The sequence below is a fragment of the Saccharopolyspora sp. SCSIO 74807 genome (genome assembly GCF_037023755.1).
GTDB classification, from domain to species: Bacteria; Actinomycetota; Actinomycetes; order Mycobacteriales; family Pseudonocardiaceae; genus Saccharopolyspora_C; species Saccharopolyspora_C galaxeae.
Genome location: NZ_CP146100.1, coordinates 6,292,501 through 6,315,752, shown reverse-complemented (window position 1 = coordinate 6,315,752; position 23,252 = coordinate 6,292,501). Strand labels below are relative to the sequence as shown.

Sequence of the window (23,252 nt, the reverse complement as noted above, 5' to 3'; positions counted from 1 at the left end):
TCACCTGGCGGCGCGTGAGAGTCTGCTCTGGTGCGTGAGCAGCAGGAACGCGCAGTGTTGTGCGACATCGACGGAACCCTGGTCGATTCGACCGCCATCGTGCAGCGGGTCTGGACGGAGGTGGCCGCCGGGTTCGACGCGGACGCGGCCGCGATTCTGGCGGTGTGCCACGGAAAACGCGATGTGGACGTGGTCTCCGAGTTCTTCCCCGAGCCGGTCCGCGGCGACGTGCTCGCGAAGATCGCCGAGCTGGAGTCCGACGCCGTCGACGGCGTGGTCGCCGTGCCCGGAGCCGCGCACCTCCTCGCGAACCTGGACCGCTGGGCGGCGGTGACTTCGGGCGGCCGCGACTTGATGGCGAAGCGGCTGCGCGCGGCGGGCCTGCCGCAGCCGGACGTGCTGATCGCCGCCGAAGACGTCCGCCGCGGCAAACCCGATCCGGAGGGCTACCGCGCGGCCGCGGACGCGCTCGGCGCGGCCTCGGCGGGATGCTTCGTCGTGGAGGACGCTCCGGCAGGTATCGCCGCTGGCCGCGCGGCGGGCGCGATGGTCGCCGCGGTGACCACGACCCACTCGGAGTCCGAGCTGGAGGATGCGCACATCGTGCTGCCGTCGCTGCCGTCGCTGCCGTCGCTGCCGTCGCTGCCGGAACTGCTGGAACTCGTCTGACCATGGTCACCCTGGACCGGTTGATCAACGTCCTCGGCGGCTACGGCGCGCGGCTGCGTTGCGCCCCGCGCGGCCGCGACGTCGAACTCCGCAGCGTCGCGCTGCAGGAACCGGCCGGTCCGGACGAGGTGCTGCTGACCGTCGGCGTGCCGGATACCGCGCTCGGCGAGCTGCTGTCGGCCACCCGGGCCGCTGCGGTCGTCGTGCACCGGGCCGACGAAGCAGTGCTCGACATCGCACGCGAACGCGGCGTCGCGGTCGTGCTCGTCGATCCGGAGGTGCCGTGGGGTCATCTCGCGGGCGTGGTGTACGGGCTGGTGCTGGAGGCGCGGGAAGGCGGCCCGACGGATCTGTTCGCGCTGGCGGACGCGCTCGCGGGCTCGGTCGGCGGCCCGGTGACCATCGAGGACCAGCATTCCGGCGTGCTGGCGTATTCGAGCAGGCAGGAGACCGCCGACCAGGCGCGGATGGCGACGATCCTGGGCAGGCGGGTGCCGGACGAGATCCGCGCCGAACTCACCGCCCGCGGTGTGCACGCGCACCTCGCCGCCTCCGACGCGCCGCTGTTCGTGGAGCCGATCCCGGCGCACGACTTCCACGGCCGGGTCGTCATCGCGGTCCGCGCCGGGCGGGAACTGCTCGGTTCGATCTGGGTCGAGGTCCCGGAGCCGTTGACCGGCGAGCGGGAGTCCGCGCTGCGCACCGGGGCAGGCACCGCGTCGCTGCACATGCTGCGCGCGCGGGCCGCGGCCGACCTCGAGCGGCGGATCGAATCGGACCTGGTCATCGAGCTGTTGGAGGGCAAGGACGACGCTGCGGCGGTACTGAGCAGGCTCGGTTTGCGCGGCGAGGACTTCCAGGTCGTGGCGTTGCAGGCGGAAGACACCGCGGTGCTGGTCGCCTTCGAGCGGGCCACCGCCGGTTTCGGCTGGGGCAGGCCGGGGCGCAGCGCGCTGTTCTCGAACACGGTCTACACGGTGCTGCCCGGCGAGGTGCCCGCCGCGGAGTGGGTGCGCAAGTTGATGCGCGGGGTGCCTGCCTCCGCGCGGGCCGGGATCGGTGGCGCGGCGAGCCCGCTGGAACTGCCGGTGAGCAGGCAGGAAGCCGACGAGAGCTTGGCGCTGGAATGCTCCGATCCGATCGTTTCCTACGAGCGCGCGTGGCACGAGATCCTGCTGCGGCGGCTGCGCAACGCCGCTTCCGGCGGCCGCATCCCTCCGCGCGGGCCGGTCGCCGACCTGCGCCGTCACGACGCGGCGAACGGCACTCGCTACACCGAGACGCTGCGTGCGGTCCTGCACGCCCAGGGCGACCAGGTCGCGGCCGCGGCGCGGCTGGGCGTGCACCCGAACACCGTGCGCTACCGGCTGCGCAAGATGACCGAGGTGACCACGCTCGACCTGGACGATCCGGACGAACGACTCGCCCTGGTGATCGCGCTGCGCGTCGCCTAGCGGCCGCGGAGTAGTGCCCGGATGCCAACGCGGCGCGCTCGGATTGTGCGCAGATGACAACGATCAGCGCTGTGTTCCCGGTCATGCTCGGAGCTGGACCGAGCGAAGGGAGCAGGCATGAACGGGACCGATCAGGCACCGCGCCGGGTGGTGGTCGCCGGAGCCGGCGCCGTCGGACTCTCGACGGCGTGGTTCTTGCAGGAGCACGGCGTGGAGGTGACCGTCGTCGACCGCGACGGCGTGGCGGCCGGTTCGTCCTGGGGCAACGCGGGCTACCTGGCCCCGGCGTTCTCCATCCCGCTGCCGGAGCCGAGCGTGCTGCGCTACGGGCTGCGTTCGCTGCTGGACCGCAACGCCCCGCTGTACGTGCCCGCGCGGGTCGATCCGAGCTTGTGGGCGTTCCTCGCGCGGTTCGCCAAGCACTGCACGATGCCCGCCTGGCAGCGCGCGATGCGCCCGTTCGTGCCGATGAACAACGAGTGCCTGGAGGCGTTCGACGCCCTCACCGACGGCGGCGTGGACGCCCCGACCCGCCCGGCGCCGATCACCGCGGCGTTCGAGAACCCCGAGCAGGTCGCCGACCTGCGCCGCGAGTTCGAGCTGGTCCGCTCCTTCGGCCAGGACGTGCAGATCGCTGAACCGTCCACTGCGGACGTTTCGGTGCCGCAGCTGTCCGAGCAGGTCGGCGCGGTGATGCGGATCGAGGGGCAGCGCTACGTCGACCCGGGCGAGTTCGTGCGCGCGCTGGCCCGTTCGGTCGAGGCCCGCGGCGGCGAGATCCGCACCGGTTTCAACGTCGACGAGGTGCGCCGCGAACAGGGCGGCGTCGCACTGATCTCCGGCGACGAGCGCCTGCGGGCCGACTCGGTCGTGCTCGCCACCGGCGCCTGGCTGAGTTCGCTGGCCAAACCGCTCGGCGTGCGCACCCCCGTCCGCGCAGGCCGCGGCTACTCGTTCACCGTGCCCACCGACGAGCCCGTTCCGGGCCCGATCTACCTGCCCTCGGTGCGCGTGGCCTGCACGCCGTACCAGGGCGGGCTGCGCGTGGCGGGCACGATGGAGTTCCGCTCACCCGACGCGCGCGTGTACCCGGAGCGCATCGAGGCGATCGTGCGTTCGTCGAAGCCGCTGCTGACCGGGGTGCACTGGGATCAGCGCCGCGACGACTGGGTCGGCGGTCGGCCGGTCACCCCGGACGGGCTGCCGCTGATCGGCGCGACCGCCGCGCCGGGAGTGTTCGTCGCGGGCGGCCACGGCATGTGGGGCCTGACCCTCGGCCCGCAAACCGGACGACTGCTCGCCGACCAGATCGTCACCGGCAAGCAGCCGGATCCACTCAAGCCCTTCAACCCGCTGCGCTGAGGTTGCAAGAGTCCCTCGGAAGGATTTGCGTAGCGGTTCGGGTAGCGGAACCTCAGCGGCTTCCTCGCTGTGGGATCGATTTCTGACGTATGCCCATACGCGGCGAAATCGCTGTCCTCGCGAGGAAGCCGCTGAGAACCCGCGGCGGTGCCGGTTGCTTGCATGCTCGCTGCTCAGCGGCTTCACCGCTGACAAGACAAGAACCAAGAAATCACCGTGACTCAGTCCGGATCGGTGTGCTCCACCGGATCCTGCGGCCGGGTGTCGACGGTGAGGCGGAAGACGTCGGGCCGGGCGTAGTGCCCGGCCACGTCGAAGTCGTACTTGCCTTCCGGGATCGCGCCGAGGTCGAGTTCGGCGTGCAGCACGGTTTCCGCGCCGGTCGACGGACCTGCGATGAGCTCTCCCAGCGGCGAGGCGATCAGCGAGTTCCCGGGTGAGAGCACCTCGTCCGCGGGCACGTCGAGCGGGTAGTCGTCCGGATAGTCGCTGCGGCGGGTGAACTGGTTGGCCGAGAGCACGAAGCAGCGTCCTTCGGCGGCCACGTGCCGCATGCTCGCGACCCAGCTTTCGCGCGGATCCGCCGTGGGCGCGCAGTAGAGCTGGACGCCTTGCGAGTACATGTGCATCCGCATCAGCGGCATGTAGTTCTCCCAGCAGATCACCGCGCCGAGCCGTCCCAGCGAGGTGTCGACCACGGGCATCGTCGAACCGTCGCCGAATCCCCAGACCAGCCGTTCCGCGCCGGTCGGCATGAGTTTGCGGTGCTTGCCCAGCAGCTCGCCGTCCGCGGAGAACATCAGCGCGGTGCAGTACAGCGTGCCCCGGCCGCGCTCGATCACTCCGATCACCAGGTGGGTCCCGTGCTTGCGGGCGATTCCGCCGAGCCGCTCGGTCGCCGGCCCCGGAACGTCCACACTGGACTCCCAGTAGCGCCGGTACCAGCGGCGGCCTTCGGGGGAGCGGCTTCCGACGGTTGCGCCGAACGTGATGCCGCGCGGGTATGCGGACACGAACGCTTCGGGCAGCACCACGAGCTCGGCGCCTCCGGCGGCGGCTTGCCGGACGAGTTCGGCCGCCTTGTCCAGGGTGGCGTCCCGGTCGAACGCGACGGGCGCGGCCTGCACCACCGCGGCTCGCACGATCTGCGGTTCGTCGCTGCTCATTCCGCTCTCCTGCCTGCTCGGTGCTGCCGCCCGCTGGGCCGGGGTGAGAACTTACCCACGCCGGCGGCGGCCGGTCGACACATCGCCACCCGCCTCCTCGGCGGTGTTGACACGCAACCGGATGGCTGCTTGTCTGACTGACGCAGCCGTTTGGTTGCATGTTTGGCCGTGGTGCACATGGACGAGGTCTTCCGGGCGCTCGCCGACCCGAACCGGCGCAGGTTGCTCGACGGTTTGAACGCCCGCAACGGGCAACGCCTGCGCGAACTGTGCGCGGGCCTGGAGATGACCCGGCAGGCGGTGAGCAAGCACCTGGCGGTGCTGGAGGCGGCCAACCTCGTCACCACGTTGCGGCGTGGCAGGGAGAAGCTGCACTACCTCAACGCCGAGCCGATCAACGCCATCGCCGAGCGCTGGATCAACCAGTACGACCGCGAGCGCGCGCACGCCCTCGCCGACTTGAAGACCGCATTGGAGCAGCCGCCGATGAGCAGCAGCGACGCTTTCGTCTACACCACTTACATCCGCACCACGCCGGAGCAGCTCTGGCAGGCGCTGACCGATCCGGCCTTCACCATCCGCTACTGGGGCTTGACCTTCGACACCGACTGGACTCCCGGCTCGGCGATGACCTGGACGGAGAACGGGCAGCGGACCACCGACCCGCAGCAGGTCGTCCTCGAAGCCGAGCCGGGCCGCAAGCTCTCCTACACCTGGCACACCTTCACACCGGAATGGGCGCAGGCCGTGGGCGTCGGCGAGGAGGTCGCGGCGAAACTGCGCGAGGAGCGGCGCTCCAAGGTGACCTTCGAGATCGAACCGCTCGGCGACATGGTCAAGCTGACCGTGGTGCACGACGGCTTCGAGCCCGGCAGCACCGTCCGCGAGATGGTCGGCCACGGCTGGCCGGAAATCCTCGCCAGCCTCAAATCCCTGCTGGAGACGGGAAAACCGCTCTTCGAAGCCGCGGAGTGAAAGCGCTGAGCGTGCTCGGCACTCGGCCTCCTTCCGCAGTCGGGCGCGGAACAGGTGTCCCCTCCGCCCGCGAGGTGGGTGTGGTCGTCGTGCCCCGGGTCATCAGGTGCGGGCGGGCAGGGCGACTCCGGTGAGGCGTTCGGATTCGGCCCACAGCCGTTCGGCGACCGCCTTGTCCAGCGCCTTGCGCGGCGGGCGAGCGGCCCGGCTCGGGCCGACCAACGACCACCGCGGGCCGTAGTAACCGCCGGCCACCACGTCCGGGCCGGTCGCTGCGTGCAGCAGCGGTTCGGAGCCTTGCACCACGCCTTGCGACGGCGTCAGCTTCGTTACGGTCCGCATCAGCGCGCTCGGCTCGCCACCGAGGCTCGGCCCCGAGGTCTGCAGGTTCGTCCGGGTGTAGCCGGGATGCGCACCGGTGGACAGCAGCGGCCAGCCGCGCGCGGCCGAGATCCGCGCGAGCTCCTTGGTCAGCAGCAGGTCGGCGAGCTTGGACTGCGCGTAGGCCGCGATCGGACCGTAGCCGCGTTCGAATTGCAGGTCGTCGAAGTTGATCCGGCCGCTATTGGCCACGGCACTGCTCATCGTGGCCACCCGCGGCGCGGTCGCGTCCAGCAGCAGCGGCAGCAGCCGCACGGTCAGCGCGAACGGGCCGAGGTAGTTGCTGCCCATCTGCAGCTCGAAGCCGTCGGCCGTTTCGATCCGGTGCGGCGGCATCATCACGCCGGCGTTGTTCACCAGCAGGTCCAGCGGCCGCCCGTCGCTGAGCAGGCCATCGGCGAACTCCTGCACCGAGGCGAGCTCGGCCAGGTCGACGCGGCGGACCTCCACCTCGGCGCGCGGATGCTCGGCGAGGATGTCGGCGCGCGCCTGCTCGCCCTTGTCCGGCGTGCGCACCGCGAGCACCACGTGCGCGCCCGCACCTGCCAGCCGCCGGGCGGTTTCCTTGCCGGTCCCGCTGTTCGCGCCGGTCACAACGGCGAGTTTCCCGCTCTGGTCGTGCACCTGGTACATGTCGAACCCCTAAGAGACCGCTGGGCTGTTACAGCGGCGAACCTAACAGACCGCCAGTCTGTTAACAACGGACCGGCGGTTCGTTAGGGTTCCTCGCATGTGCTTCCAGCGCGCCCGCAGCGAGCAGCAGCGGAACGAACGGCGGCGCCAGATCCTGGCCACCGCCGCCGCGATGCTCACCGAGATGCCGGTCGCGAAGATCAGCCTCAACGAGTTGAGCCGGCGCGTCGGGCTGGCCAAGTCCAACGTGCTGCGCTACTTCGAGTCGCGCGAGGACGTCCTGCTCGAACTGCTGGACGCCGAAATGCAGGACTGGATCGCCGAGTTGGAGCGGTCGCTCGAACCCGCCGAAGGTGCGCAGCGGCAACGCGAGGACCGGCTGGCCGCGGTCCTGACCGAGTCGCTGGCGCGACGGCCGGTGCTGTGCGACCTCAACAGCGCGCACGCCGCGGTCTTGGAGCACAACGTCTCCACCGATGTCGCCCTTCGGCACAAGCGCGAGACCAAGCGCGCCCTCGAGGAGCAGGCCCGGCTGATCCGCGGATACCTCCCGGAGCTCGGCGCGCACGACGCGACCCGCCTCGTCGCGATGATCGCGCTGCTGGCCGCATCGGCATGGCCGCTTTGCCGGCCGTCCGAGGCGATGCTGGCCGCCTACGCAGCCGACCCGGCGCTGGCCGAGCTGCGGATGAACTTCACCGACATGCTGCGGCGATCCTTGGCGGTGACGATCTCCGGGCTGCTGGCCCGAGCCGAGGACGCTCCGCTGGGAACGGGCCCGATCGACCCGAGTTGATTCACCGCGCTGGCGGCGGCGCTTGCTTGTCCTTTTCGGCTTGGGGGAGGTGGCAGCCGGTGCTGCCGTTGATCACGGTGTTCTTGGCGGTGCCGAAGCGGTATCCGCCGCCGAAGCGGTCGCTGCCTACGACCTGGTGATCGGAGGGTCGGCTGACGACGGTTTCCGGTGCTGCGAAGCCGTATTCGCGGCTCACGTCGGCGACGATCTGCTGGGCGCGGGGCCACTCGGCGTCGGGGATGTTGCCGTTGGCCCGCCACACGCCGAGGGTCTGGCTTTCGCCGATGTCGGTGAACGCGTCGAAGTCGGAGCAGCCGGCTCTGTTGAGTTCGCGCGTTTGCTCCCAACGCATCCAGGGGTATGCGGCCGTGAGCTGATCGCGGATCTTGGTGTGCATCTCGAGATAGCGTGCGCTGGCTTCTTCGATGCTGGGGCGACTCATGAGCTCGGCACGTTGCTCTTCCATGCTTCCTCCGAACTCAGGGCCGAGGTTGTTGCCTCCGCAGCCGGTGATGCTCAGGGCCACCAACGCGAGAAGCGCGATGCGTTTCAAGGTCCGTCCTTGGTTGTGGGGGCGTCCGATCATTGCCATCCATCCACCGCACGGTCCGGAAGCCCGGCCGCGACGACGCTGGCGTTGTATTGGCTGGTGTTCCCACGGTTGAGGTAGCCGTCGGGCCCGCCTGTGTTGTGTCCGGTCGACTCCTTGAGCTGCTGCCCGTCCGGGGCGACTGCGTCCTCAGTAGACAGTTCGTCGATTCCTGGTTTCCACGATGGGTCTCCGCCGAAGTGTCCGAGGTCGGCAACGACGTCCTGGTCCGATTCCAGGTTGTAGAGCCGGTCGTCCGGAACGTTGAGGTCGCTGGCCATCGGGGTTCCGATGCCGGGGGAACCCATGGTCAGCGCTGCATCGACCCCGGTCCCGTTCTCCTGCAAGGCATACCCGGTGGTGGTCGAGCCGTAGGAATGCCCCATCGCGACCAGGTTCGGGTCGTCGGGCCTTGATTCGTTGATGCCCCGGTAGAAGTCCGAAAGCTTCTCCCCGCCGCGCTCAGCGCCACCAGAACTTGCCACTGAATCACTCGGGTCAGCGGTTTCGGAAAGTTGCGGCGCTTCGTAGCCGAGCCAAGTGACAGCGGCGACTTTCCCGCCATCGCCGTACTGATCCGACTGCAACTGCGCGTCTTGCGCCAACATGTCCATGCTCCGGTCGTAGTCACCCAAGCTGCCGCGCTCGACCGCGCTGTCCATGCCGGGTGTGAACACGGTGACGTGCTCGGCGGTGTCGACGTTGCCGATGCCGACCGCTGCCTTGGTGCGTTCGCCGGAGGTGTCGAGCACGAGCAGTTGCCGATTTCCGCGCGCCATCGTGGATTCCACGTTGTCCAGGGACGTCAGCTTCGCCTGCACCTGGTCGAGCTGGCGTTGGTATCTGCTCTGGACGAGGTGGCCACCGGGTCCCGCCTGCGGCTTGTCGACCGCGCTTTGCAGCTGCGTCGCTCGGGCTTGCAGCGCGGCGCGCTCGTCGTCGATGCGGTTGACGTTGGCGGTGTGGCGCACGGCCGCCGGGATGCCGTCCATGTTGCCGAGCCAGGGCGGGGGAGCGGTCGCCAGCGCGGACTTCGTCTCGGCGGGCAGGGATTTCCACCAGTCCGCGTGCTGCGCCGGAGTTCCACCGGCGGGCGGTTCGATCGTTTCGCCGAGGCCGCGGGCGTCGCCGAGCTTGGCGGCTTCGGCGAGGTTGTGCGCTCCGCGGGTGTCGATCAGATCCTTGTCCGCGTCGCGGAGAACTTTGGCGAGTTCGCCGTCGGCGTCGTCGGCTCGCTGCAGAATCTGCTCGACCCGGTCGGCCAGCTCCGGGCGCACTTTGCGATGTCGGTCCGAGTCGACCGCCCGGGCTTGGTCGGGCGGGGTGTCCGGCGGTGTTCCGAGGTCTTCGATGTCGCCGCCGTCGCCGATGCGGAAGTTGTACGCGCGGGCTAGCGCATCGGCCTCGGCCAGCTGCTCGCGAACCGCCAGGACCTCGTCGGCGGTGGCGATCACCGTCGAGCGGACGGTTGAGACTTCGGTGACGAGTTCCCGCATCCGCTCGCCGAGTTCGCGATGCTTGCCCGCGGCGGAGTCGGCGGCTTCGCCGTGCCATTCGCGGGGTTTGCCGGAGTGGACGAGTTCGTCGTCGAGCCGGACCAGGCAGTCCTGTTCGCGCTTGAGGTCGTCGGCCGACTCGTCGAGCCGGCCCGGTTGCCAGCGGCGGATGTCTCCGATGTTGACCATCAGGCGCCACCACCGGGCTGCTTCAGCTCTGCCGAGGCGTTGCGTTCCCCCGCGCGGTAGTTCTCGGCGCTGGCCCGCAGCGAGTTCGCGTACTCGTCGGTGTCCCGGCACCAGGCGTCGATCGTGCCGCGCCAGCTCCCGCCGGTCGCCTTCGCCGCCGGAGCCGACGCCGACCCCGGCAACGCCCGCCCGATCTTCCCGGCCGCCACTTCCAGCCGCGCCTGCTTCGCCTGCTCAGCAGCGGATTCCGCGGAATCCGCCGCCCGTTCCAACTCCCCGGTCACGACCTCGTAGCCCATGGGCGCCCCTCCTCGTGCCGGAGGCGGACCTTAGCAGCGCACGCCACCCAAGATCCCCGTTTCGCCCATTTCTCCCCGAGTGAACGGACCGTTTGACCAATCTAGTGGGACCAACAGTCCGTTCACTCAGAGCACCTTGCTCGGATCGGGCGAAGTCGCTCCGCGCGTCGCCCCGCGGTTCGGCCGTAGAGCGAACGGACTGTTCGTCCAATCTAGTGGGACGAGCGGTCCGTTCACTCCTGGAGAACTCGGGATTTGAGCGAGTCGAGGAACGTGGTGAAGGTGCCGCGGTCGAAGGCGAGCACCGGGCCGTCGGGGGACTTCGAGTCGCGGATGCCGACCACCGAAGGCTCCACCGCGACCTCGACGCAGGCGCCGCCGTTGCCTTGGCTTCGGCTCGACTTGCGCCACGCGGCATCGGCCGAGACGAAGGCAACTTCCACGCAAGCGCCGCCACTTGAGCCGCTGCGGCTGGACTTGCGCCAGATTGCATTGGAGAAGTCCGGGGTCATGGCCACCACTCTCGAAGATCACCTAGCCGTATGACCCGGCCACCTTAGCGGTGAACTCGCGCGACTCCTCTTCCGGCAGCGAGGCCGAGCGCAGTCGCTCGAAAACGACGTTGTAGCGCGTGAACTCCTCAGGGTCGTCCAGGTAGCTCGCTCCGAGAACGTCTTCGAGGTAGACGGCCGACAGCTGCTGCTCTTTCAAACGTAGGAGGAAAACGGCGGATGCCACGGCGATGCGGTTCGGTACCGCGAAAGGCAAGACTCTGAGCTCAACGTTGGGTCTATGGGATGCTTCGATCAAGCTATCCAGCTGTTCACGCATGATGTCCGAGTTGCCCTGCACGCGCCGCAGCGCCGCCTCGCTGAGGACCACCTGCAAGTTGAGCGGCTTTTGCCGCCGGGTCAGGACCTCCTGCCGGTCCATCCGCGTCTGTACCTGCCGTTCGATCAACCGCGGATCCGCAGCCGGTTCCCAGGCTTCGATCGTTGAGCGGGCGTACGCCTCGGTCTGGAGCAGCCCGGTAACGATCTCCACTTCGTAGATCCGCATGTCCGTAGCCGCGTACTCCAGCGCGTGGAACCGCTGGAACCAGTCGGGCACGGCGTCCCGATACGTCGTGCGACGCGGGCTGCGCTTGGGCAACTGGCTCGCGAGGCCGATCAGGTACTTCCGGCGCTTGGCCGGTGCCTTGTAAAGCTCGGCCAGCTTCTCGACCTCTGCGGTCGTGACGCCCTGCTTGCCGCTTTCGATCTTGCTGATCTTCGGCGCGGTGCCGCCTACGACCGCCGCTGCCTCGGCGGCGGTGCGTTCGGATTCTTCGCGCAGGCGGCGCAGTTCTATGCCGAGCTGGATCTTGAGCATCTTCGGGTCCGGAGCCACGCCGATCATGGTGCCACCGTCACCGGGAAAACTGGATCACCTGATTCGGCGACTGTTTATGAGCAAGTTGCTCGCTAAGCTGAATCCATCAGGATCCCCGGTGAAGGGAGTCGGCGATGTCCGACGGTGAGGCTCAACTGCTCCGCGAACTCTCCGAGGGTGTGCGCCCGCGGCCGTTCGCGCTCTACGAGCTCGTGCGGGAACGCGGCGAGGTGGTCGACGCCGAGGTCTGCGTCTGGGGCCTGGACGTCAGCGCGCAACGCAGCCCGGACGGCCGCGGTCCGGGCGCGGTTTTCGTCGGCCCGGGCGGGATGATGGGCAACGCCGACTCGGGCGAGTCCACGCTGGAGATGTTCTCGCTGATCCGCGACGTCCGGTTGGTCTGGCTGTAGCCCGCACCACCCATCCTTGATTGATGTTGCATAAGAATGCATAATCATCCGCATGACGGTTCGGGTGGCAGTCGCGGGTGCGAGCGGCTACGCGGGCGGGGAACTGCTCCGCTTGTTGCTGGCGCATCCGGAAGTCGAGATCGGCACGTTGAGCGCGGGCGGCAACGCGGGCAGCAAGCTGGGCGCGCACCACCCGAACCTGGTGCCGCTGGCCGAGCGCGAACTCACCGAGACCTCCGCCGCCGAGCTCGCCGGGCACGACGTCGTGTTCCTCGCGCTGCCGCACGGGCACTCCGCTGCGATCGCCGCCGAACTCGGCGATGCCGCGGTGGTCATCGACTGCGGCGCCGACCACCGGCTCAACGACCCCGCCGACTGGCAGCGCTGGTACGGCGGTGAGCACCCCGGCACCTGGCCCTACGGCATCCCCGAACTCCCCGGCGGGCGCGAGAAGCTGCGCAGCACCAAGCGGGTCGCGGTCCCCGGCTGCTTCCCCACGGTCTCGTCGCTGACGCTGGTGCCCGCGCTGGCGGCCGGGCTGGTCGAGCCGGACGCCACGGTCGTCGCGGTCACCGGAACTTCCGGCGCGGGGCGTTCGCTCAAGCCGCACCTGCTCTCGGCCGAAGTCATGGGCTCGGCCAGCGTCTACGGCGTCGGCGGCGCGCACCGGCACACCCCGGAAATGATCCAGAACCTCTCCGCGGTCGCGGGCGAGTCAGTCAAGGTCTCGTTCACGCCGGTGCTCGCACCGATGCCGCGCGGAATCCTCGCCACCTGCACCGCTCCGCTGCGCGGTGATGTCGACGCCGACGCGGCCCGCAAGGTCTACCTCGACGCCTACGGCGATGAGCCGTTCGTGCAGGTGCTGCCCGCGGGGAGCTGGCCGCAGACCTCGGCGACGATCGGCGCCAACACCGTTCACGTGCAAGTCACAGTGGACTCCGACGCCGGTCGGCTGGTCGCGGTCGGCGCCGAGGACAACCTCACCAAGGGCACCGCGGGCGGCGCGGTGCAGTGCATGAACCTCGCGCTGGGCCTGCCCGAGACGACCGGGTTGCCGTTCGCGGGAGTCGCCCCGTGACCTGGACGCTGCACCTGCACGACGAACCTCTCGCGGTCGTCGCCACCGACGAGCCGCTGCCGGAGACCGGTCCGATCCGGGCCGAGCTGGTCACCGCGAAGGGCCGCACCCTCGTGCTCCCGTACGAAGCAGCCGCGGGCCTGGACACCGTCGAAGGGCCGTTCCGCGCACTGGAAGTACGCGGCCCGCTGGAGTTCTCGCTCACCGGCGTGCTCGCCGAGCTGCTGAACCCGCTGGCGCGCGCGGAGATCAGCGTCTTCACACTGTCCACTTTCGACACCGACTGGATTCTCGTCCCGGCCGAACACGCCGAGGCGGCCCGATCGGCGCTGACCGCCGAAGGCCACACCGTGCACACCGAGGAGTTCGCATGAGCGTCACCGCCCCCGCCGGTTTCCGCGCGGCAGGCGTCGCCGCCGGGATCAAAGCCGGCGGTGCCCGAGACCTGGCGCTCGTGGTCAACGACGGCCCGCAGTCCACCGCCGCGGGCGTGTTCACCACGAACCAGGTCAAAGCCGCGCCGGTGCTGTGGTCGCAGCAGGTGCTGCAGGAGCAGAGCCTGCGCGCGGTGGTGCTCAACTCCGGCGGCGCCAACGCCTGCACCGGACCGGAAGGCTTCCAGGACACCCACGCCACGGCCGAGAAGGTCGCGGAATCCCTGGAAATCGGCGCGATCGACGTAGCGGTGTGCTCCACCGGCCTCATCGGCGAACGCCTCCCGATGGACGCCGTTCTGTCCGGAGTGGACGGTGCGGCGAAGTCGCTGGCGGACACCGAGCAAGCCGCGACCGACGCGGCGACCGCGATCCTGACCACCGACAGCGTGCCGAAGCAGGCGCACGCCGCCGGAGCTGGCTGGTCCATCGGCGGTTTCGCCAAGGGCGCCGGAATGCTCGCCCCGAACCTCGCGACCATGCTCAGCGTGCTCACCACCGACGCCGTGATCTCCAAGGAATCCCTCGACGAGGCGCTGCGCGCGGCCACCCGCGTCACCTTCGACCGGCTCGACGTCGACGGCGGCACCTCCACCAACGACACGGTGCTCGTGCTCGCCTCCGGCGCCTCCGGCATCGAACCGTCCACTGAGGACTTCGCCGAGCAGCTCAAGAACGCCTGCACCGACCTGGTCCGCGGCCTGCAGCACGACGCCGAGGGCGCCACCAAGGCCGTCGACATCACCGTGCGCGGCGCGCGGACCGAGGACGACGCCGTCCGCATCGGACGGATCATCGCCGAGGACAACCTGGTCGGAACCGCGCTGTTCGGCTCCGACCCGAACTGGGGCCGGATCGCGATGGCGCTGGGCCGCGCTGGCGTCGGCATCGACGTCGGCAAAGCCGAGATCTCCGTCAACGGCGTACGGCTGTTCGCGGGCGGCCTGCCCGACCGGGACCGCAGCGAAGCCGACCTCACCCGCCGCGACATCGAGATCGCGGTGGACCTGCACCTCGGCGAGCACGAGGCGACGATCCTGTCCACCGACCTCTCGCACGGCTACGTCGAAGAGAACAGCGCGTACTCGTCATGACCACGTACCCGCAAAGCACCGACCGCCTCGCCCGCGCGGGGGAGAAAGCCGGCGTGCTGGTCGAAGCCCTGCCGTGGCTGGAGCGCTTCCACGGCGCGACCGTCGTGGTCAAGTACGGCGGCAACGCCATGGTCGACGACGAGCTCAAGGCCGCCTTCGCGCAGGACATGGTGTTCCTGCGGCTGGCCGGGCTGCGGCCGGTGATCGTGCACGGCGGCGGCCCGCAGATCACCTCGATGCTCGACCGGCTCGGCATGGCGGGGGAGTTCCGCGGCGGCCTGCGGGTCACCACGCCGGAAACCATGGACGTCGTGCGGATGGTGCTGGTCGGCCAGGTCGGGCGCGAACTCGTCGGCCTGATCAACCAGCACGGCCCGCACGCGGTGGGGATGTCCGGTGAGGACGCCCAGCTGTTCACCGCCGCGCGCCGCACCGCCCTGGTCGACGGCGAAGCGGTCGACGTGGGCCTGGTCGGCGACGTGGTCTCGGTCAACTCCGACGCGGTGCACGACCTGATCGACGCCGGACGCATCCCGGTGGTGTCCACAGTGGCCCCGGACGCGGACGGCGTGGTGCACAACGTCAATGCCGACACCGCGGCCGGTGCGCTGGCGAAGGAGCTGGGCGCGGAAAAGCTCGTCGTGCTCACCGACGTCGAAGGTCTCTACACCGACTGGCCGGACCGCTCGTCGCTGGTGTCCAGATTGGACGCGGACGAGCTGGAGCGGCTGCTGCCGGGCCTGGACTCCGGCATGGTGCCGAAGATGGAGGCGTGCCTGCGCGCGGTGCGCGGCGGCGTACCCCGCGCGCACGTCATCGACGGCAGGCTCGCGCACTCGGTGCTGCTGGAGGTCTTCACCAGCGCCGGCGTTGGAACGATGGTGCTGCCCAGCACGAAAAGCGAGGTCGAAAACTCATGACCAGCAACGTCACCGCCGCCCAGCGGTGGCAGACGTCCATGATGGACAACTACGGCACCCCGAAGCTGACCCTGGTGCGCGGCTCGGGCTGCACCGTCACCGACGCCGACGGCCGCGACTACCTGGACTTCGTCAGCGGCATCGCGGTCAACGCGCTCGGCCACGCCCACCCCGCGGTGGTCGAAGCGGTGACCGAGCAGATCGGCAGCCTCGGGCACGTCTCGAACTTCTACGCGCACGAGAACGGCTTGCAGCTGGCCGAGCAACTGCTGGAGCTGGCCGGGGCGAGCGGCCGGGTGCTGTTCTGCAATTCCGGCGCCGAGGCCAACGAAGCCGCGTTCAAGATCAGCAGGCTCACCGGCCGCAGCAAGGTCGTCGCCACCGAAGGCGGCTTCCACGGCCGCACCATGGGCGCGCTCGCCCTGACCGGCCAGCCCGCGAAGCAGCTGCCGTTCGAGCCGCTGCCCGGCGGAGTCGAGCACGTGCCCTACGGCGACGTGGCCGCGCTCGAGTCCGCGGTGGACGACACGACCGCCGCGCTGTTCCTCGAACCCGTGCAGGGCGAGAACGGCGTGGTCGTCCCGCCCGAGGGCTATCTGCGCGCCGCGCGCGAGATCACCTCGCGGCACGGCGCGCTGCTTGTCCTGGACGAGGTGCAGACCGGCATCGGCCGCACCGGCGAATGGTTCGCGTTCCAGCGCGACGGCGTCGAACCCGACGTGATCACGCTGGCCAAGGGGCTCGGCGGCGGACTTTCGCTCGGCGCCTGCATCGGCCTCGGTGAAACCGGTGAGCTGCTGCAACCCGGCCAGCACGGCACCACCTTCGGCGGCAACCCGGTCGCCTGCGCGGCGGCGCTGGCCGTGCTGCGCACCATCCGCGAGGACGGGCTGCTCGAACATGTGAAGTCCGTCGGCGAAGAACTCGCCGCGGGAGTGCGCGCCATCGACCACCCGCTGATCGCCGAAGTCCGCGGGCACGGGCTGCTGCTCGGCGTGCGCCTGACCGAACCCGTCGCGGCCAAGGTGTCCGCGGCCGCCCAGGAAGCCGGCTTCCTGATCAACGCCGTGCAGCCGGACGTGCTGCGGCTCAGCCCGCCGCTGGTCGTGCAGCACGACCAGGTGCGGCAACTGCTCGACCGGCTCCCCGAACTTCTCCGGCTCGCCGAATGACTTGCGAGCCCGAGTCCCACCACGATCCGCGGAGGTGACGCTGTGGCACCCCGGCACTTTCTGCGCGATGACGACCTCGGCCCCGACGAACAGGCCGAAGTGCTCGACCTCGCCGCCCACTACAAGACCGACCCGCACAGCGACGACGTGCTGCGCAACAAGTCCGTGGCGGTGATCTTCGAGAAGAACTCCACCCGCACCCGGCTGTCCTTCGAAGTCGGCATCCATCAGCTCGGCGGCCAGCCGATCGTGGTCGACGGCCGGATGATGCAGCTCGGGCGCGAGGAGACCATCGAAGACACCTCCCGCGTGCTGTCCCGCTACGCCGACATCGTCGTGTGGCGCACCTTCGCGCAGGCGCGGATGCAGTCGATGTCCGCGGCCTCGACCGTGCCGGTCGTCAACGCGCTCACCGACGAGTTCCACCCCTGCCAGGTCCTCGCCGACCTGCAGACCGTCCGCGAACGCCACGGCACGCTGGCCGGGCGCACCCTGACCTACCTCGGGGACGGCGCGAACAACATGGCCCACTCGCTGCTCATCGGCGGAGCCACCGCGGGAATGCACGTCCGCATCGGCGCCCCCGAGGGCTTCGCCCCCGCGCAGTGGGTGCTCGACGCGGCCAACAAGCGGGCCGCCGAAACCGGCGGATCGGTGGCGCTGCACACCGACCCGCGTACATCGGTGGACGGAGCCGACGTGCTCGTCACCGACTCGTGGACCTCCATGGGCCAGGAGAACGACGGCAAGGACCGGGTGAGCCCGTTCCGCCCGTTCCAGGTCAACACCGACCTGCTCGGCGCAACCGGCGTCGAGACCACCGTGCTGCACTGCCTGCCCGCGCACCGCGGCTGGGAGATCACCGACGAAGTCCTCGACGGCCCGGCAAGCGCGGTCTTCGACGAGGCGGAGAACCGGCTGCACGCGCAGAAGGCCCTGCTGAGCTGGCTGGTGCGGCGGCCATGAGCACCAGGGCGGCCCGGCAGGCCCGCATCGTCGAACTCGTATCGTCGATGGGGATACGCAGCCAGACCGAACTGGCCCGGCTGCTGGCCGGGGACGGCATCGAGGTCACCCAGGCCACGCTGTCCCGGGACCTCGACGAGCTCGGCGCGGTGAAGCTGCGCGGACCGGACGGCGGCGCCGCCGTCTACGTCATCCCGGAGGACGGCAGCCCGGTGCGCGGGGTGCAGGGCGGCACCTCGCGGCTGAGCAGGTTGCTCGCCGAGCTGCTGGTCTCCGCCGACGGCTCCGGCAACCTCACCGTGCTGCGCACCCCGCCCGGCGCCGCCCAGTTCCTGGCCAGCGCCATCGACCGGGCGGCGCTGCTGGAGGTCGTCGGCTCCATCGCCGGTGACGACACCGTGATGGTGGTGGCCCGCGAGCCGCTGACCGGCCTGGACCTGGCCGAGCGGTTCAGCAACATGGCCTCCGGCGAACGCGGTGCCGACGAGGCGGGCGAACACGACGCGGGCGAGCCCCCGCGGCAACCACAACCAGACCCGAACAGGAGCAACGATCATGAGTGAGCGGGTAGTGCTGGCCTACTCCGGTGGCCTGGACACCTCCGTGGCCATCGGCTGGATCGCCGAGGAGACCGGTACCGAGGTCGTCGCCGTCGCGGTCGACGTCGGCCAGGGCGGCGAAGACCTGGAGACGGTGCGCAAGCGGGCGCTGGAGTGCGGCGCGGTCGAAGCGGTCGTCGCGGACGCCCGCGACGAGTTCGCCGACCAGTACTGCCTGCCCGCGCTGCAGGCCAATGCGCTGTACATGGACCGGTACCCGCTGGTTTCGGCGGTGTCCCGGCCGCTGATCGTCAAGCACCTCACCGACGCGGCCAAGGCGCACGGCGCCACCACCGTCTCGCACGGCTGCACCGGTAAGGGCAACGACCAGGTGCGCTTCGAGGTCGGCATCGGCGCGCTGGCCCCGGACCTGAAGGTCATCGCCCCGGTCCGGGACTTCGCCTGGACCCGCGAGAAGGCCATCGCCTGGGCCGAGGACCGCGACCTGCCGATCGACGTGAGCAAGAAGTCGCCGTACTCGATCGACCAGAACGTCTGGGGCCGGGCCGTGGAGACCGGGTTCCTGGAGGACATCTGGAACGCGCCGGTCGAGGACGTCTACTCCTACACCGAGAACCCGGCCACCCCGCGCGAGGCCGACGAGGTCGTGATCACCTTCGACCGCGGCGTGCCGGTCGCCATCGACGGCCAGAAGGTCAGCGTCCTGCAGGCGATCCAGCAGCTCAACCAGCGCGCGGGCGCGCAGGGCATCGGGCGCCTCGACATGGTCGAGGACCGGCTGGTGGGCATCAAGAGCCGCGAGATCTACGAGGCGCCGGGCGCGCTGGCGCTGATCACCGCCCACCAGGAGCTCGAGGACGTCACGCTGGAGCGCGACCTGGCCCGGTTCAAGCGGACCGTGGCGCAGCGCTGGGGCGAGCTGGTCTACGACGGCCTGTGGTTCTCGCCGCTGAAGGACTCGCTGGACGCCTTCATCGCCGACTCGCAGCAGCACGTCAGCGGCGACATCCGGATGTCGCTGCACGGCGGCCGCGCGGTGGTCAACGGCAGGCGCAGCGAGCAGTCGCTGTACGACTTCAACCTGGCCACCTACGACGAGGGCGACACCTTCGACCAGGGCCTGGCCAAGGGCTTCGTGCAGTTGTGGGGCCTGCCCAGCAAGATCGCCGCGAAGCGCGACCAGGGCTGAGCGCGCAGGCATCGGGCGCGGTGGCGGGGAACTCCTCCGCCGCCGCGCCGCAGTCGTGTCGCCACGCCTTCCCGAGCGGACGGTGCTCCGCCCCGGACTTCCCGCAAACCCGACTCCCCACCCGAGGAAAACCGTGACCCAGCAAGGCAGCGAGCCCACCAAGCTCTGGGGCGGCCGCTTCGCCTCCGGCCCGGCCGAGGCGATGGCGGCGCTGAGCCTGTCCACGCACTTCGACTGGCGCCTGGCGCCCTACGACATCGCCGGTTCCCGCGCGCACGCCCGGGTGCTGCACCGCGCGGGCCTGCTCACCGGCGACGAGCTCGACGGGATGCTGCGCGGCCTCGACGAACTCGCCGCCGACGTCGAGTCCGGCGCGTTCCAGCCGGTCGTCGCGGACGAGGACGTGCACACCGCGCTCGAACGCGGCCTGCTCGAACGAGTCGGCAACGACCTCGGCGGCAAGCTGCGCGCCGGCCGCTCCCGCAACGACCAGGTCGCCACCCTGTTCCGGATGTGGCTGCGGGACGCCACCCGCCGCGTCGCCTCCGGCGTCCTGGACGTGGTCGACGCCCTGGTCAGCCAGGCGCAAGCGCACCCGGATGCGGTGCTGCCGGGCCGGACCCACCTGCAGCACGCCCAGCCCGTGCTGCTCGCGCACCACCTGCTCGCACATTGCCAAGCGCTGCTGCGCGATGTGCAACGGATGCGGGACTGGGACGCGCGCACCGCGTTCTCCCCGTACGGATCGGGCGCGCTGGCCGGTTCCTCGCTCGGCCTGGACCCGCAGGCGGTGGCCGAGGAGCTCGGCTTCGACGGCGCCGTGGACAACTCCATCGACGGCACCGCCTCCCGCGACTTCGCGGCCGAATCGGCGTTCTGCCTGGCCATGCTCGGGGTGAACCTGTCCCGCGTGGCCGAAGAAGTGATCATCTGGAACACCGCCGAATTCGGCTACGTCACCCTCGACGACGCCTGGGCCACCGGCAGCTCGATCATGCCGCAGAAGAAGAACCCGGACGTCGCCGAACTCGCCCGCGGCAAGTCCGGCAGGCTGCTCGGCAACCTGACGAGCCTGCTGACCACGCTCAAGGCCCAGCCGCTTGCCTACAACCGCGACCTGCAGGAGGACAAGGAACCGGTCTTCGACTCCGTCGAGCACCTGGACCTGCTGCTGCCCGCGATGGCCGGGATGCTCGGCACCCTCACCTTCCACACCGACCGGATGGCCGAACTCGCGCCGGCCGGTTTCACGCTGGCCACCGACATCGCCGAGTGGCTGGTGCGGCAGGGGGTCCCGTTCCGCGTGGCGCACGAAGCCTCGGGGGAGTGCGTGCGGCTGGCCGAAGCCCGCGGCGTCGGCCTGGACGAACTGACCGACGACGAGCTGTCCGGAGCGCACGCCGCGCTCACCCCCGCAGTCCGCGAGGTGCTCACCGTGCCCGGCTCGGTCGCCTCCCGCGACGCGGACGGCGGAACCGCCCCTGCGCGGGTCTCCGAGCAGCTCACGCGCGTCGTCGAAGCGGTCCGCGCGCACCGGGCGTGGTCGTCGGCCGGAGAACGCCGCGAACACGGCCGGTAGTGTCCGGGCCGTGCATCAGGTGACTAGCGACGAACTCGCGCACGACCCGCTTCGGGTGGCTCGGCGGCTGCTCGGCTGCGAGCTGCACTCGACCGGCCCCGAAGGCGAAGTGCGGGTGCGGCTGGTCGAGGTCGAGGCGTACCGCGGGGGCGACGACCCGGCTTCGCACTGCTACCGCGGCCGAACCGAGCGCAACGCCGTGATGTTCGGTCCGGCCGGGCACCTGTACGTCTACTTCGTCTACGGAATGCACTTCTGCATCAACGTGGTGTGCCTGACCGACGGCGTCCCCGGCGCGGTGCTGCTGCGCGCCGGGGAGGTCGTGGCGGGCGGCGAACTCGCCAAGCAGCGCCGTCCCGCCGTGCGCAAGCAGAGCGCGGTCGCCAGCGGGCCCGCCAGACTCGCAGGTGTCCTCGGGATCACCCGCGAGCACAACGGCATCGACCTGACCTCCCCGGATTCTCCGATCAGGCTCTACAACGGTGACACGGTCGACGAGGACGACGTCCGCACCGGACCCCGCGTCGGCGTCGCCACCGCGGTCGATCTGCCGTGGCGGTCCTGGATCGACGGCTCGCCGTCGGTCAGCACCTACCGGCTCGGCGGGCGCCGCAGAATCCGGGACCGGACGTAAAACCGCTGGCGCAGGTGCGCGAAACTGGTGCTCGTGAGCGAGCACATCCTTGACGAGCTGTCCTGGCGCGGCCTGATCGCGCAGTCCACCGACCTCACCGCGCTGCGCGCGGACCTGAGCGAGGGCCCGCTCACCCTCTACGCGGGCTTCGACCCGACCGCGTCCAGCCTGCACGCCGGGCACCTGATCCCGATCCTCACGCTGCGCCGCTTCCAGCTCGCCGGGCACCGCCCGGTGATCCTCTCCGGCGGCGCCACCGGTCTCATCGGCGATCCCCGCGACGTTGGCGAGCGGAACCTGCACGACGTGTCCACCGTGCGGGACTGGACCACCAGGATCGGCGATCAGCTCGCCAAATTCGTCGACTTCGACGAGTCACCGACCGGTGCGGTCGTGGCCAACAACACCGACTGGACCGCCGAACTGCCGGTCACCGAGTTCCTGCGCGACGTCGGCAAGCACTTCTCGATCAACACCATGCTGGCCAGGGACACCGTCAAGCGGCGGCTGGAGGGCGACGGCATGTCCTACACGGAGTTCAGCTACATGCTGTTGCAGGCCAACGACTTCGTGCAGCTCTACCGCAGGCACGGCACCCGGCTGCAGCTCGGCGGCTCCGACCAGTGGGGCAACATCGTCGCAGGCGTGGACCTGCTGCGCCGGCAGGAGAACGTCACCGGGCACGCGCTGACGCTGCCGCTGGTCACCGACGCCGAGGGCCGCAAGTTCGGCAAGTCCACCGGCGGCGGCAACGTGTGGCTCGATCCGGAGCTGACCTCGCCGTACGCCTGGTACCAGTACTTCGTGAACTCCGCGGACGCCGATGTCGGCAAGTACCTGCGCCTGTTCACCTTCCTCGACCGCGAGGAGATCGAGGAACTGGAGCGGCTCACCGCCGAGCGGCCCCAGCAGCGCGCCGGCCAGCGCAGGCTCGCCGAAGAGCTCACGACGTTCGTGCACGGCGCCGAGCAGACCCGCCAAGTCATCGCCGCCAGCCAGGCCCTGTTCGGCCGCGGCGAGCTCGCCGAACTCGACGAGCCCACGCTGGAGGCCGCGATGGCCGAGATCCCCACCGGCGAGGTCCGCCTCGCCGACGAGCCCACCATCGTCGACCTGCTCGTCGAAGCCGGCCTGGCCCAGGGCCGAGGCGCCGCCCGGCGCACCGTCAACGAGGGCGGGGCCTACCTCAACAACACCAAAATCGCTGATGAGAGCTGGTCCGTGGCGAAGGACGACCTGCTGCACGGCCGCTGGCTCATCGTCCGGCGTGGCAAGCGTCACACTGCGGGGATCAAGGTGCTGTACTAGCCTGATCTCGACGCCGGAAACGGTGGCTGACCTGCGGGTTCGCGATCTTCCGGCGGCGCTGCGGGCTGGCTTGACTTCGCCCCCGGCAGCGCGTAACTTTCTTGGAGTCAGCGCGGAACGGGCCGACATACGGACCGGGCGCGACGGGGGGACCGCAAACAACGCTTTCGCCGATGGTGTTAGCGTGGGCGGACCCGGTGAAACGAACTCAACATTGCTCCGCCGCCGCGGACCGGAAGGCCCCGAAAGCAAAAGGGACCCCCGGCGAAACCGCGAAAACGGGGGTAAGTTAGAGTGTTTCACATCAGCAAGACGAAGAGATGACTCCCCGGGGTTTTGGTGCCTGGTTGGTGCTGGGGTTCTGGTGTGGGTGTGTTCTTTGAGAACTCAACAGCGTGCCGATGATGGTGAGTGGTAGTACTTACTTTGTTTTTGCTCTGACCATTGTTTTGGTTGGGGTGCCTCGTTTATTTTTCGGGGCAGGATTTTTCTCTGATCATTGTTGGAGAGTTTGATCCTGGCTCA

24 protein-coding genes and 1 rRNA gene (1 of these 25 running past the window's edge) are annotated in these 23,252 nt (G+C 69.9%); 18 read left to right on the top strand and 7 right to left on the bottom strand.

Translation table 11 applies throughout. From position 1 onward, the window contains the following. The first annotated feature begins 30 nt into the window (after window positions 1-30). The 3 genes from V1457_RS28910 (at window position 31) to V1457_RS28900 (ending at window position 3,485) form a co-directional block, all read left to right on the top strand. On the top strand, window positions 31-669 hold the full coding sequence (locus V1457_RS28910; protein WP_307850204.1) for an HAD-IA family hydrolase: 639 nt from the start codon (window positions 31-33) through the stop codon (window positions 667-669). 2 nt (window positions 670-671) lie between these two features. After that, complete coding sequence (locus V1457_RS28905; protein WP_338598298.1) at window positions 672-2,123, top strand: helix-turn-helix domain-containing protein; 1,452 nt, start codon at window positions 672-674, stop codon at window positions 2,121-2,123. Window positions 2,124-2,240: 117 nt separating this feature from the next. Beyond that, window positions 2,241-3,485 carry an FAD-binding oxidoreductase gene (locus V1457_RS28900; RefSeq protein WP_200072102.1) on the top strand — a complete coding sequence of 415 codons (1,245 nt, stop codon included), beginning with the start codon at window positions 2,241-2,243 and terminating at the stop codon, window positions 3,483-3,485. A 221-nt stretch (window positions 3,486-3,706) separates the two neighbouring features. On the opposite strand, the gene V1457_RS28895 is transcribed toward V1457_RS28900, so the two are convergent. Continuing rightward, window positions 3,707-4,651: a carbon-nitrogen hydrolase family protein gene (locus V1457_RS28895; RefSeq protein WP_338598295.1), complete on the bottom strand. Its 945-nt coding sequence runs from the start codon at window positions 4,649-4,651 to the stop codon at window positions 3,707-3,709. A gap of 177 nt (window positions 4,652-4,828) precedes the next feature. On the opposite strand from V1457_RS28895, the gene V1457_RS28890 reads away from it, so the two are divergent. Further along, a complete protein-coding gene (locus tag V1457_RS28890) occupies window positions 4,829-5,626 on the top strand; it encodes a metalloregulator ArsR/SmtB family transcription factor (RefSeq protein ID WP_200072158.1) in 798 nt (265 codons plus the stop codon). Between the two features lie 102 nt (window positions 5,627-5,728). Here V1457_RS28890 and V1457_RS28885 read toward each other — a convergent pair whose 3' ends face one another. Beyond that, the gene (locus V1457_RS28885; protein WP_338598293.1) at window positions 5,729-6,640 is read right to left on the bottom strand and encodes an SDR family oxidoreductase; all 912 of its coding nucleotides are present in this window, start codon (window positions 6,638-6,640) and stop codon (window positions 5,729-5,731) included. A 97-nt stretch (window positions 6,641-6,737) separates the two neighbouring features. Here V1457_RS28885 and V1457_RS28880 point away from each other — a divergent pair, with 97 nt between their 5' ends. After that, window positions 6,738-7,436 (top strand): TetR family transcriptional regulator, encoded by a 699-nt coding sequence (locus V1457_RS28880; protein WP_338598291.1) that lies wholly within the window; start codon window positions 6,738-6,740, stop codon window positions 7,434-7,436. Window position 7,437: 1 nt separating this feature from the next. Here V1457_RS28880 and V1457_RS28875 read toward each other — a convergent pair whose 3' ends face one another. From V1457_RS28875 to V1457_RS28855, 5 genes are all read right to left on the bottom strand, one after another. Further along, entirely contained in the window at window positions 7,438-7,989 is a 552-nt protein-coding gene (locus V1457_RS28875; RefSeq protein ID WP_338598289.1) for an LppA family lipoprotein, read from the bottom strand. Between the two features lie 29 nt (window positions 7,990-8,018). Further along, the gene (locus tag V1457_RS28870) at window positions 8,019-9,710 is read right to left on the bottom strand and encodes an alpha/beta hydrolase (RefSeq protein ID WP_338598287.1); all 1,692 of its coding nucleotides are present in this window, start codon (window positions 9,708-9,710) and stop codon (window positions 8,019-8,021) included. Continuing rightward, window positions 9,710-10,009, bottom strand: coding sequence for a type VII secretion target (locus V1457_RS28865; RefSeq protein WP_338598285.1), 300 nt, complete (start codon window positions 10,007-10,009; stop codon window positions 9,710-9,712). Before V1457_RS28865 ends, V1457_RS28870 begins: the two co-directional genes overlap by 1 nt. Window positions 10,010-10,242: 233 nt before the next feature. Then, window positions 10,243-10,521, bottom strand: coding sequence for a DUF397 domain-containing protein (locus tag V1457_RS28860; RefSeq protein ID WP_338598283.1), 279 nt, complete (start codon window positions 10,519-10,521; stop codon window positions 10,243-10,245). Between the two features lie 22 nt (window positions 10,522-10,543). Beyond that, window positions 10,544-11,407 carry a helix-turn-helix transcriptional regulator gene (locus V1457_RS28855; RefSeq protein ID WP_338598281.1) on the bottom strand — a complete coding sequence of 288 codons (864 nt, stop codon included), beginning with the start codon at window positions 11,405-11,407 and terminating at the stop codon, window positions 10,544-10,546. A gap of 107 nt (window positions 11,408-11,514) precedes the next feature. On the opposite strand from V1457_RS28855, the gene V1457_RS28850 reads away from it, so the two are divergent. From V1457_RS28850 to V1457_RS28790, 13 genes are all read left to right on the top strand, one after another. Then, window positions 11,515-11,790, top strand: coding sequence for a hypothetical protein (locus V1457_RS28850; protein ID WP_200072110.1), 276 nt, complete (start codon window positions 11,515-11,517; stop codon window positions 11,788-11,790). 52 nt (window positions 11,791-11,842) lie between these two features. Next, a complete protein-coding gene (argC, locus tag V1457_RS28845) occupies window positions 11,843-12,871 on the top strand; it encodes an N-acetyl-gamma-glutamyl-phosphate reductase (RefSeq protein ID WP_338598279.1) in 1,029 nt (342 codons plus the stop codon). Further along, window positions 12,868-13,245 (top strand): ACT domain-containing protein, encoded by a 378-nt coding sequence (locus V1457_RS28840; protein WP_338598277.1) that lies wholly within the window; start codon window positions 12,868-12,870, stop codon window positions 13,243-13,245. The genes argC and V1457_RS28840 overlap by 4 nt, the downstream gene beginning before the upstream one ends. Next, complete coding sequence (gene argJ, locus V1457_RS28835) at window positions 13,242-14,399, top strand: bifunctional glutamate N-acetyltransferase/amino-acid acetyltransferase ArgJ (RefSeq protein WP_338598275.1); 1,158 nt, start codon at window positions 13,242-13,244, stop codon at window positions 14,397-14,399. Before V1457_RS28840 ends, argJ begins: the two co-directional genes overlap by 4 nt. After that, entirely contained in the window at window positions 14,396-15,319 is a 924-nt protein-coding gene (argB, locus tag V1457_RS28830; protein WP_200072114.1) for an acetylglutamate kinase, read from the top strand. Before argJ ends, argB begins: the two co-directional genes overlap by 4 nt. Then, window positions 15,316-16,491: an acetylornithine transaminase gene (locus tag V1457_RS28825; RefSeq protein ID WP_338598272.1), complete on the top strand. Its 1,176-nt coding sequence runs from the start codon at window positions 15,316-15,318 to the stop codon at window positions 16,489-16,491. Before argB ends, V1457_RS28825 begins: the two co-directional genes overlap by 4 nt. A gap of 42 nt (window positions 16,492-16,533) precedes the next feature. Next, on the top strand, window positions 16,534-17,457 hold the full coding sequence (argF, locus tag V1457_RS28820; protein WP_200072116.1) for an ornithine carbamoyltransferase: 924 nt from the start codon (window positions 16,534-16,536) through the stop codon (window positions 17,455-17,457). Beyond that, window positions 17,454-18,020, top strand: coding sequence for an arginine repressor (locus V1457_RS28815; RefSeq protein ID WP_233627982.1), 567 nt, complete (start codon window positions 17,454-17,456; stop codon window positions 18,018-18,020). Before argF ends, V1457_RS28815 begins: the two co-directional genes overlap by 4 nt. Then, entirely contained in the window at window positions 18,013-19,206 is a 1,194-nt protein-coding gene (locus V1457_RS28810) for an argininosuccinate synthase (RefSeq protein ID WP_200072117.1), read from the top strand. The genes V1457_RS28815 and V1457_RS28810 overlap by 8 nt, the downstream gene beginning before the upstream one ends. 133 nt (window positions 19,207-19,339) lie before the next feature. After that, window positions 19,340-20,785, top strand: coding sequence for an argininosuccinate lyase (argH, locus tag V1457_RS28805; protein WP_338598264.1), 1,446 nt, complete (start codon window positions 19,340-19,342; stop codon window positions 20,783-20,785). Window positions 20,786-20,795: 10 nt separating this feature from the next. Then, entirely contained in the window at window positions 20,796-21,419 is a 624-nt protein-coding gene (locus V1457_RS28800; protein WP_200072119.1) for a DNA-3-methyladenine glycosylase, read from the top strand. A gap of 33 nt (window positions 21,420-21,452) precedes the next feature. Beyond that, a complete protein-coding gene (gene tyrS / locus V1457_RS28795) occupies window positions 21,453-22,727 on the top strand; it encodes a tyrosine--tRNA ligase (RefSeq protein WP_200072120.1) in 1,275 nt (424 codons plus the stop codon). Window positions 22,728-23,226: 499 nt separating this feature from the next. After that, a 16S ribosomal RNA gene (locus V1457_RS28790) occupies window positions 23,227-23,252 on the top strand; it runs 1,499 nt beyond the window's last position.

Bases quoted from the DNA above. Each gene is read 5' to 3' on its own strand.
- V1457_RS28900 (WP_200072102.1), top strand. From the start codon at position 2,241: ATGAACGGGACCGATCAGGCACCGCGCCGGGTGGTGGTCGCCGGAGCC.
- V1457_RS28865 (WP_338598285.1), bottom strand. From the start codon at position 10,009: ATGGGCTACGAGGTCGTGACCGGGGAGTTGGAACGGGCGGCGGATTCC.
- V1457_RS28895 (WP_338598295.1), bottom strand. From the start codon at position 4,651: ATGAGCAGCGACGAACCGCAGATCGTGCGAGCCGCGGTGGTGCAGGCC.
- V1457_RS28885 (WP_338598293.1), bottom strand. From the start codon at position 6,640: ATGTACCAGGTGCACGACCAGAGCGGGAAACTCGCCGTTGTGACCGGC.
- argC (WP_338598279.1), top strand. From the start codon at position 11,843: ATGACGGTTCGGGTGGCAGTCGCGGGTGCGAGCGGCTACGCGGGCGGG.
- argJ (WP_338598275.1), top strand. From the start codon at position 13,242: ATGAGCGTCACCGCCCCCGCCGGTTTCCGCGCGGCAGGCGTCGCCGCC.
- V1457_RS28905 (WP_338598298.1), top strand. From the start codon at position 672: ATGGTCACCCTGGACCGGTTGATCAACGTCCTCGGCGGCTACGGCGCG.
- V1457_RS28810 (WP_200072117.1), top strand. From the start codon at position 18,013: ATGAGTGAGCGGGTAGTGCTGGCCTACTCCGGTGGCCTGGACACCTCC.
- V1457_RS28860 (WP_338598283.1), bottom strand. From the start codon at position 10,521: ATGACCCCGGACTTCTCCAATGCAATCTGGCGCAAGTCCAGCCGCAGC.
- V1457_RS28825 (WP_338598272.1), top strand. From the start codon at position 15,316: ATGACCAGCAACGTCACCGCCGCCCAGCGGTGGCAGACGTCCATGATG.
- V1457_RS28870 (WP_338598287.1), bottom strand. From the start codon at position 9,710: ATGGTCAACATCGGAGACATCCGCCGCTGGCAACCGGGCCGGCTCGAC.
- V1457_RS28890 (WP_200072158.1), top strand. From the start codon at position 4,829: ATGGACGAGGTCTTCCGGGCGCTCGCCGACCCGAACCGGCGCAGGTTG.
- V1457_RS28850 (WP_200072110.1), top strand. From the start codon at position 11,515: ATGTCCGACGGTGAGGCTCAACTGCTCCGCGAACTCTCCGAGGGTGTG.
- V1457_RS28855 (WP_338598281.1), bottom strand. From the start codon at position 11,407: ATGATCGGCGTGGCTCCGGACCCGAAGATGCTCAAGATCCAGCTCGGC.
- V1457_RS28880 (WP_338598291.1), top strand. From the start codon at position 6,738: ATGTGCTTCCAGCGCGCCCGCAGCGAGCAGCAGCGGAACGAACGGCGG.
- argB (WP_200072114.1), top strand. From the start codon at position 14,396: ATGACCACGTACCCGCAAAGCACCGACCGCCTCGCCCGCGCGGGGGAG.
- V1457_RS28815 (WP_233627982.1), top strand. From the start codon at position 17,454: ATGAGCACCAGGGCGGCCCGGCAGGCCCGCATCGTCGAACTCGTATCG.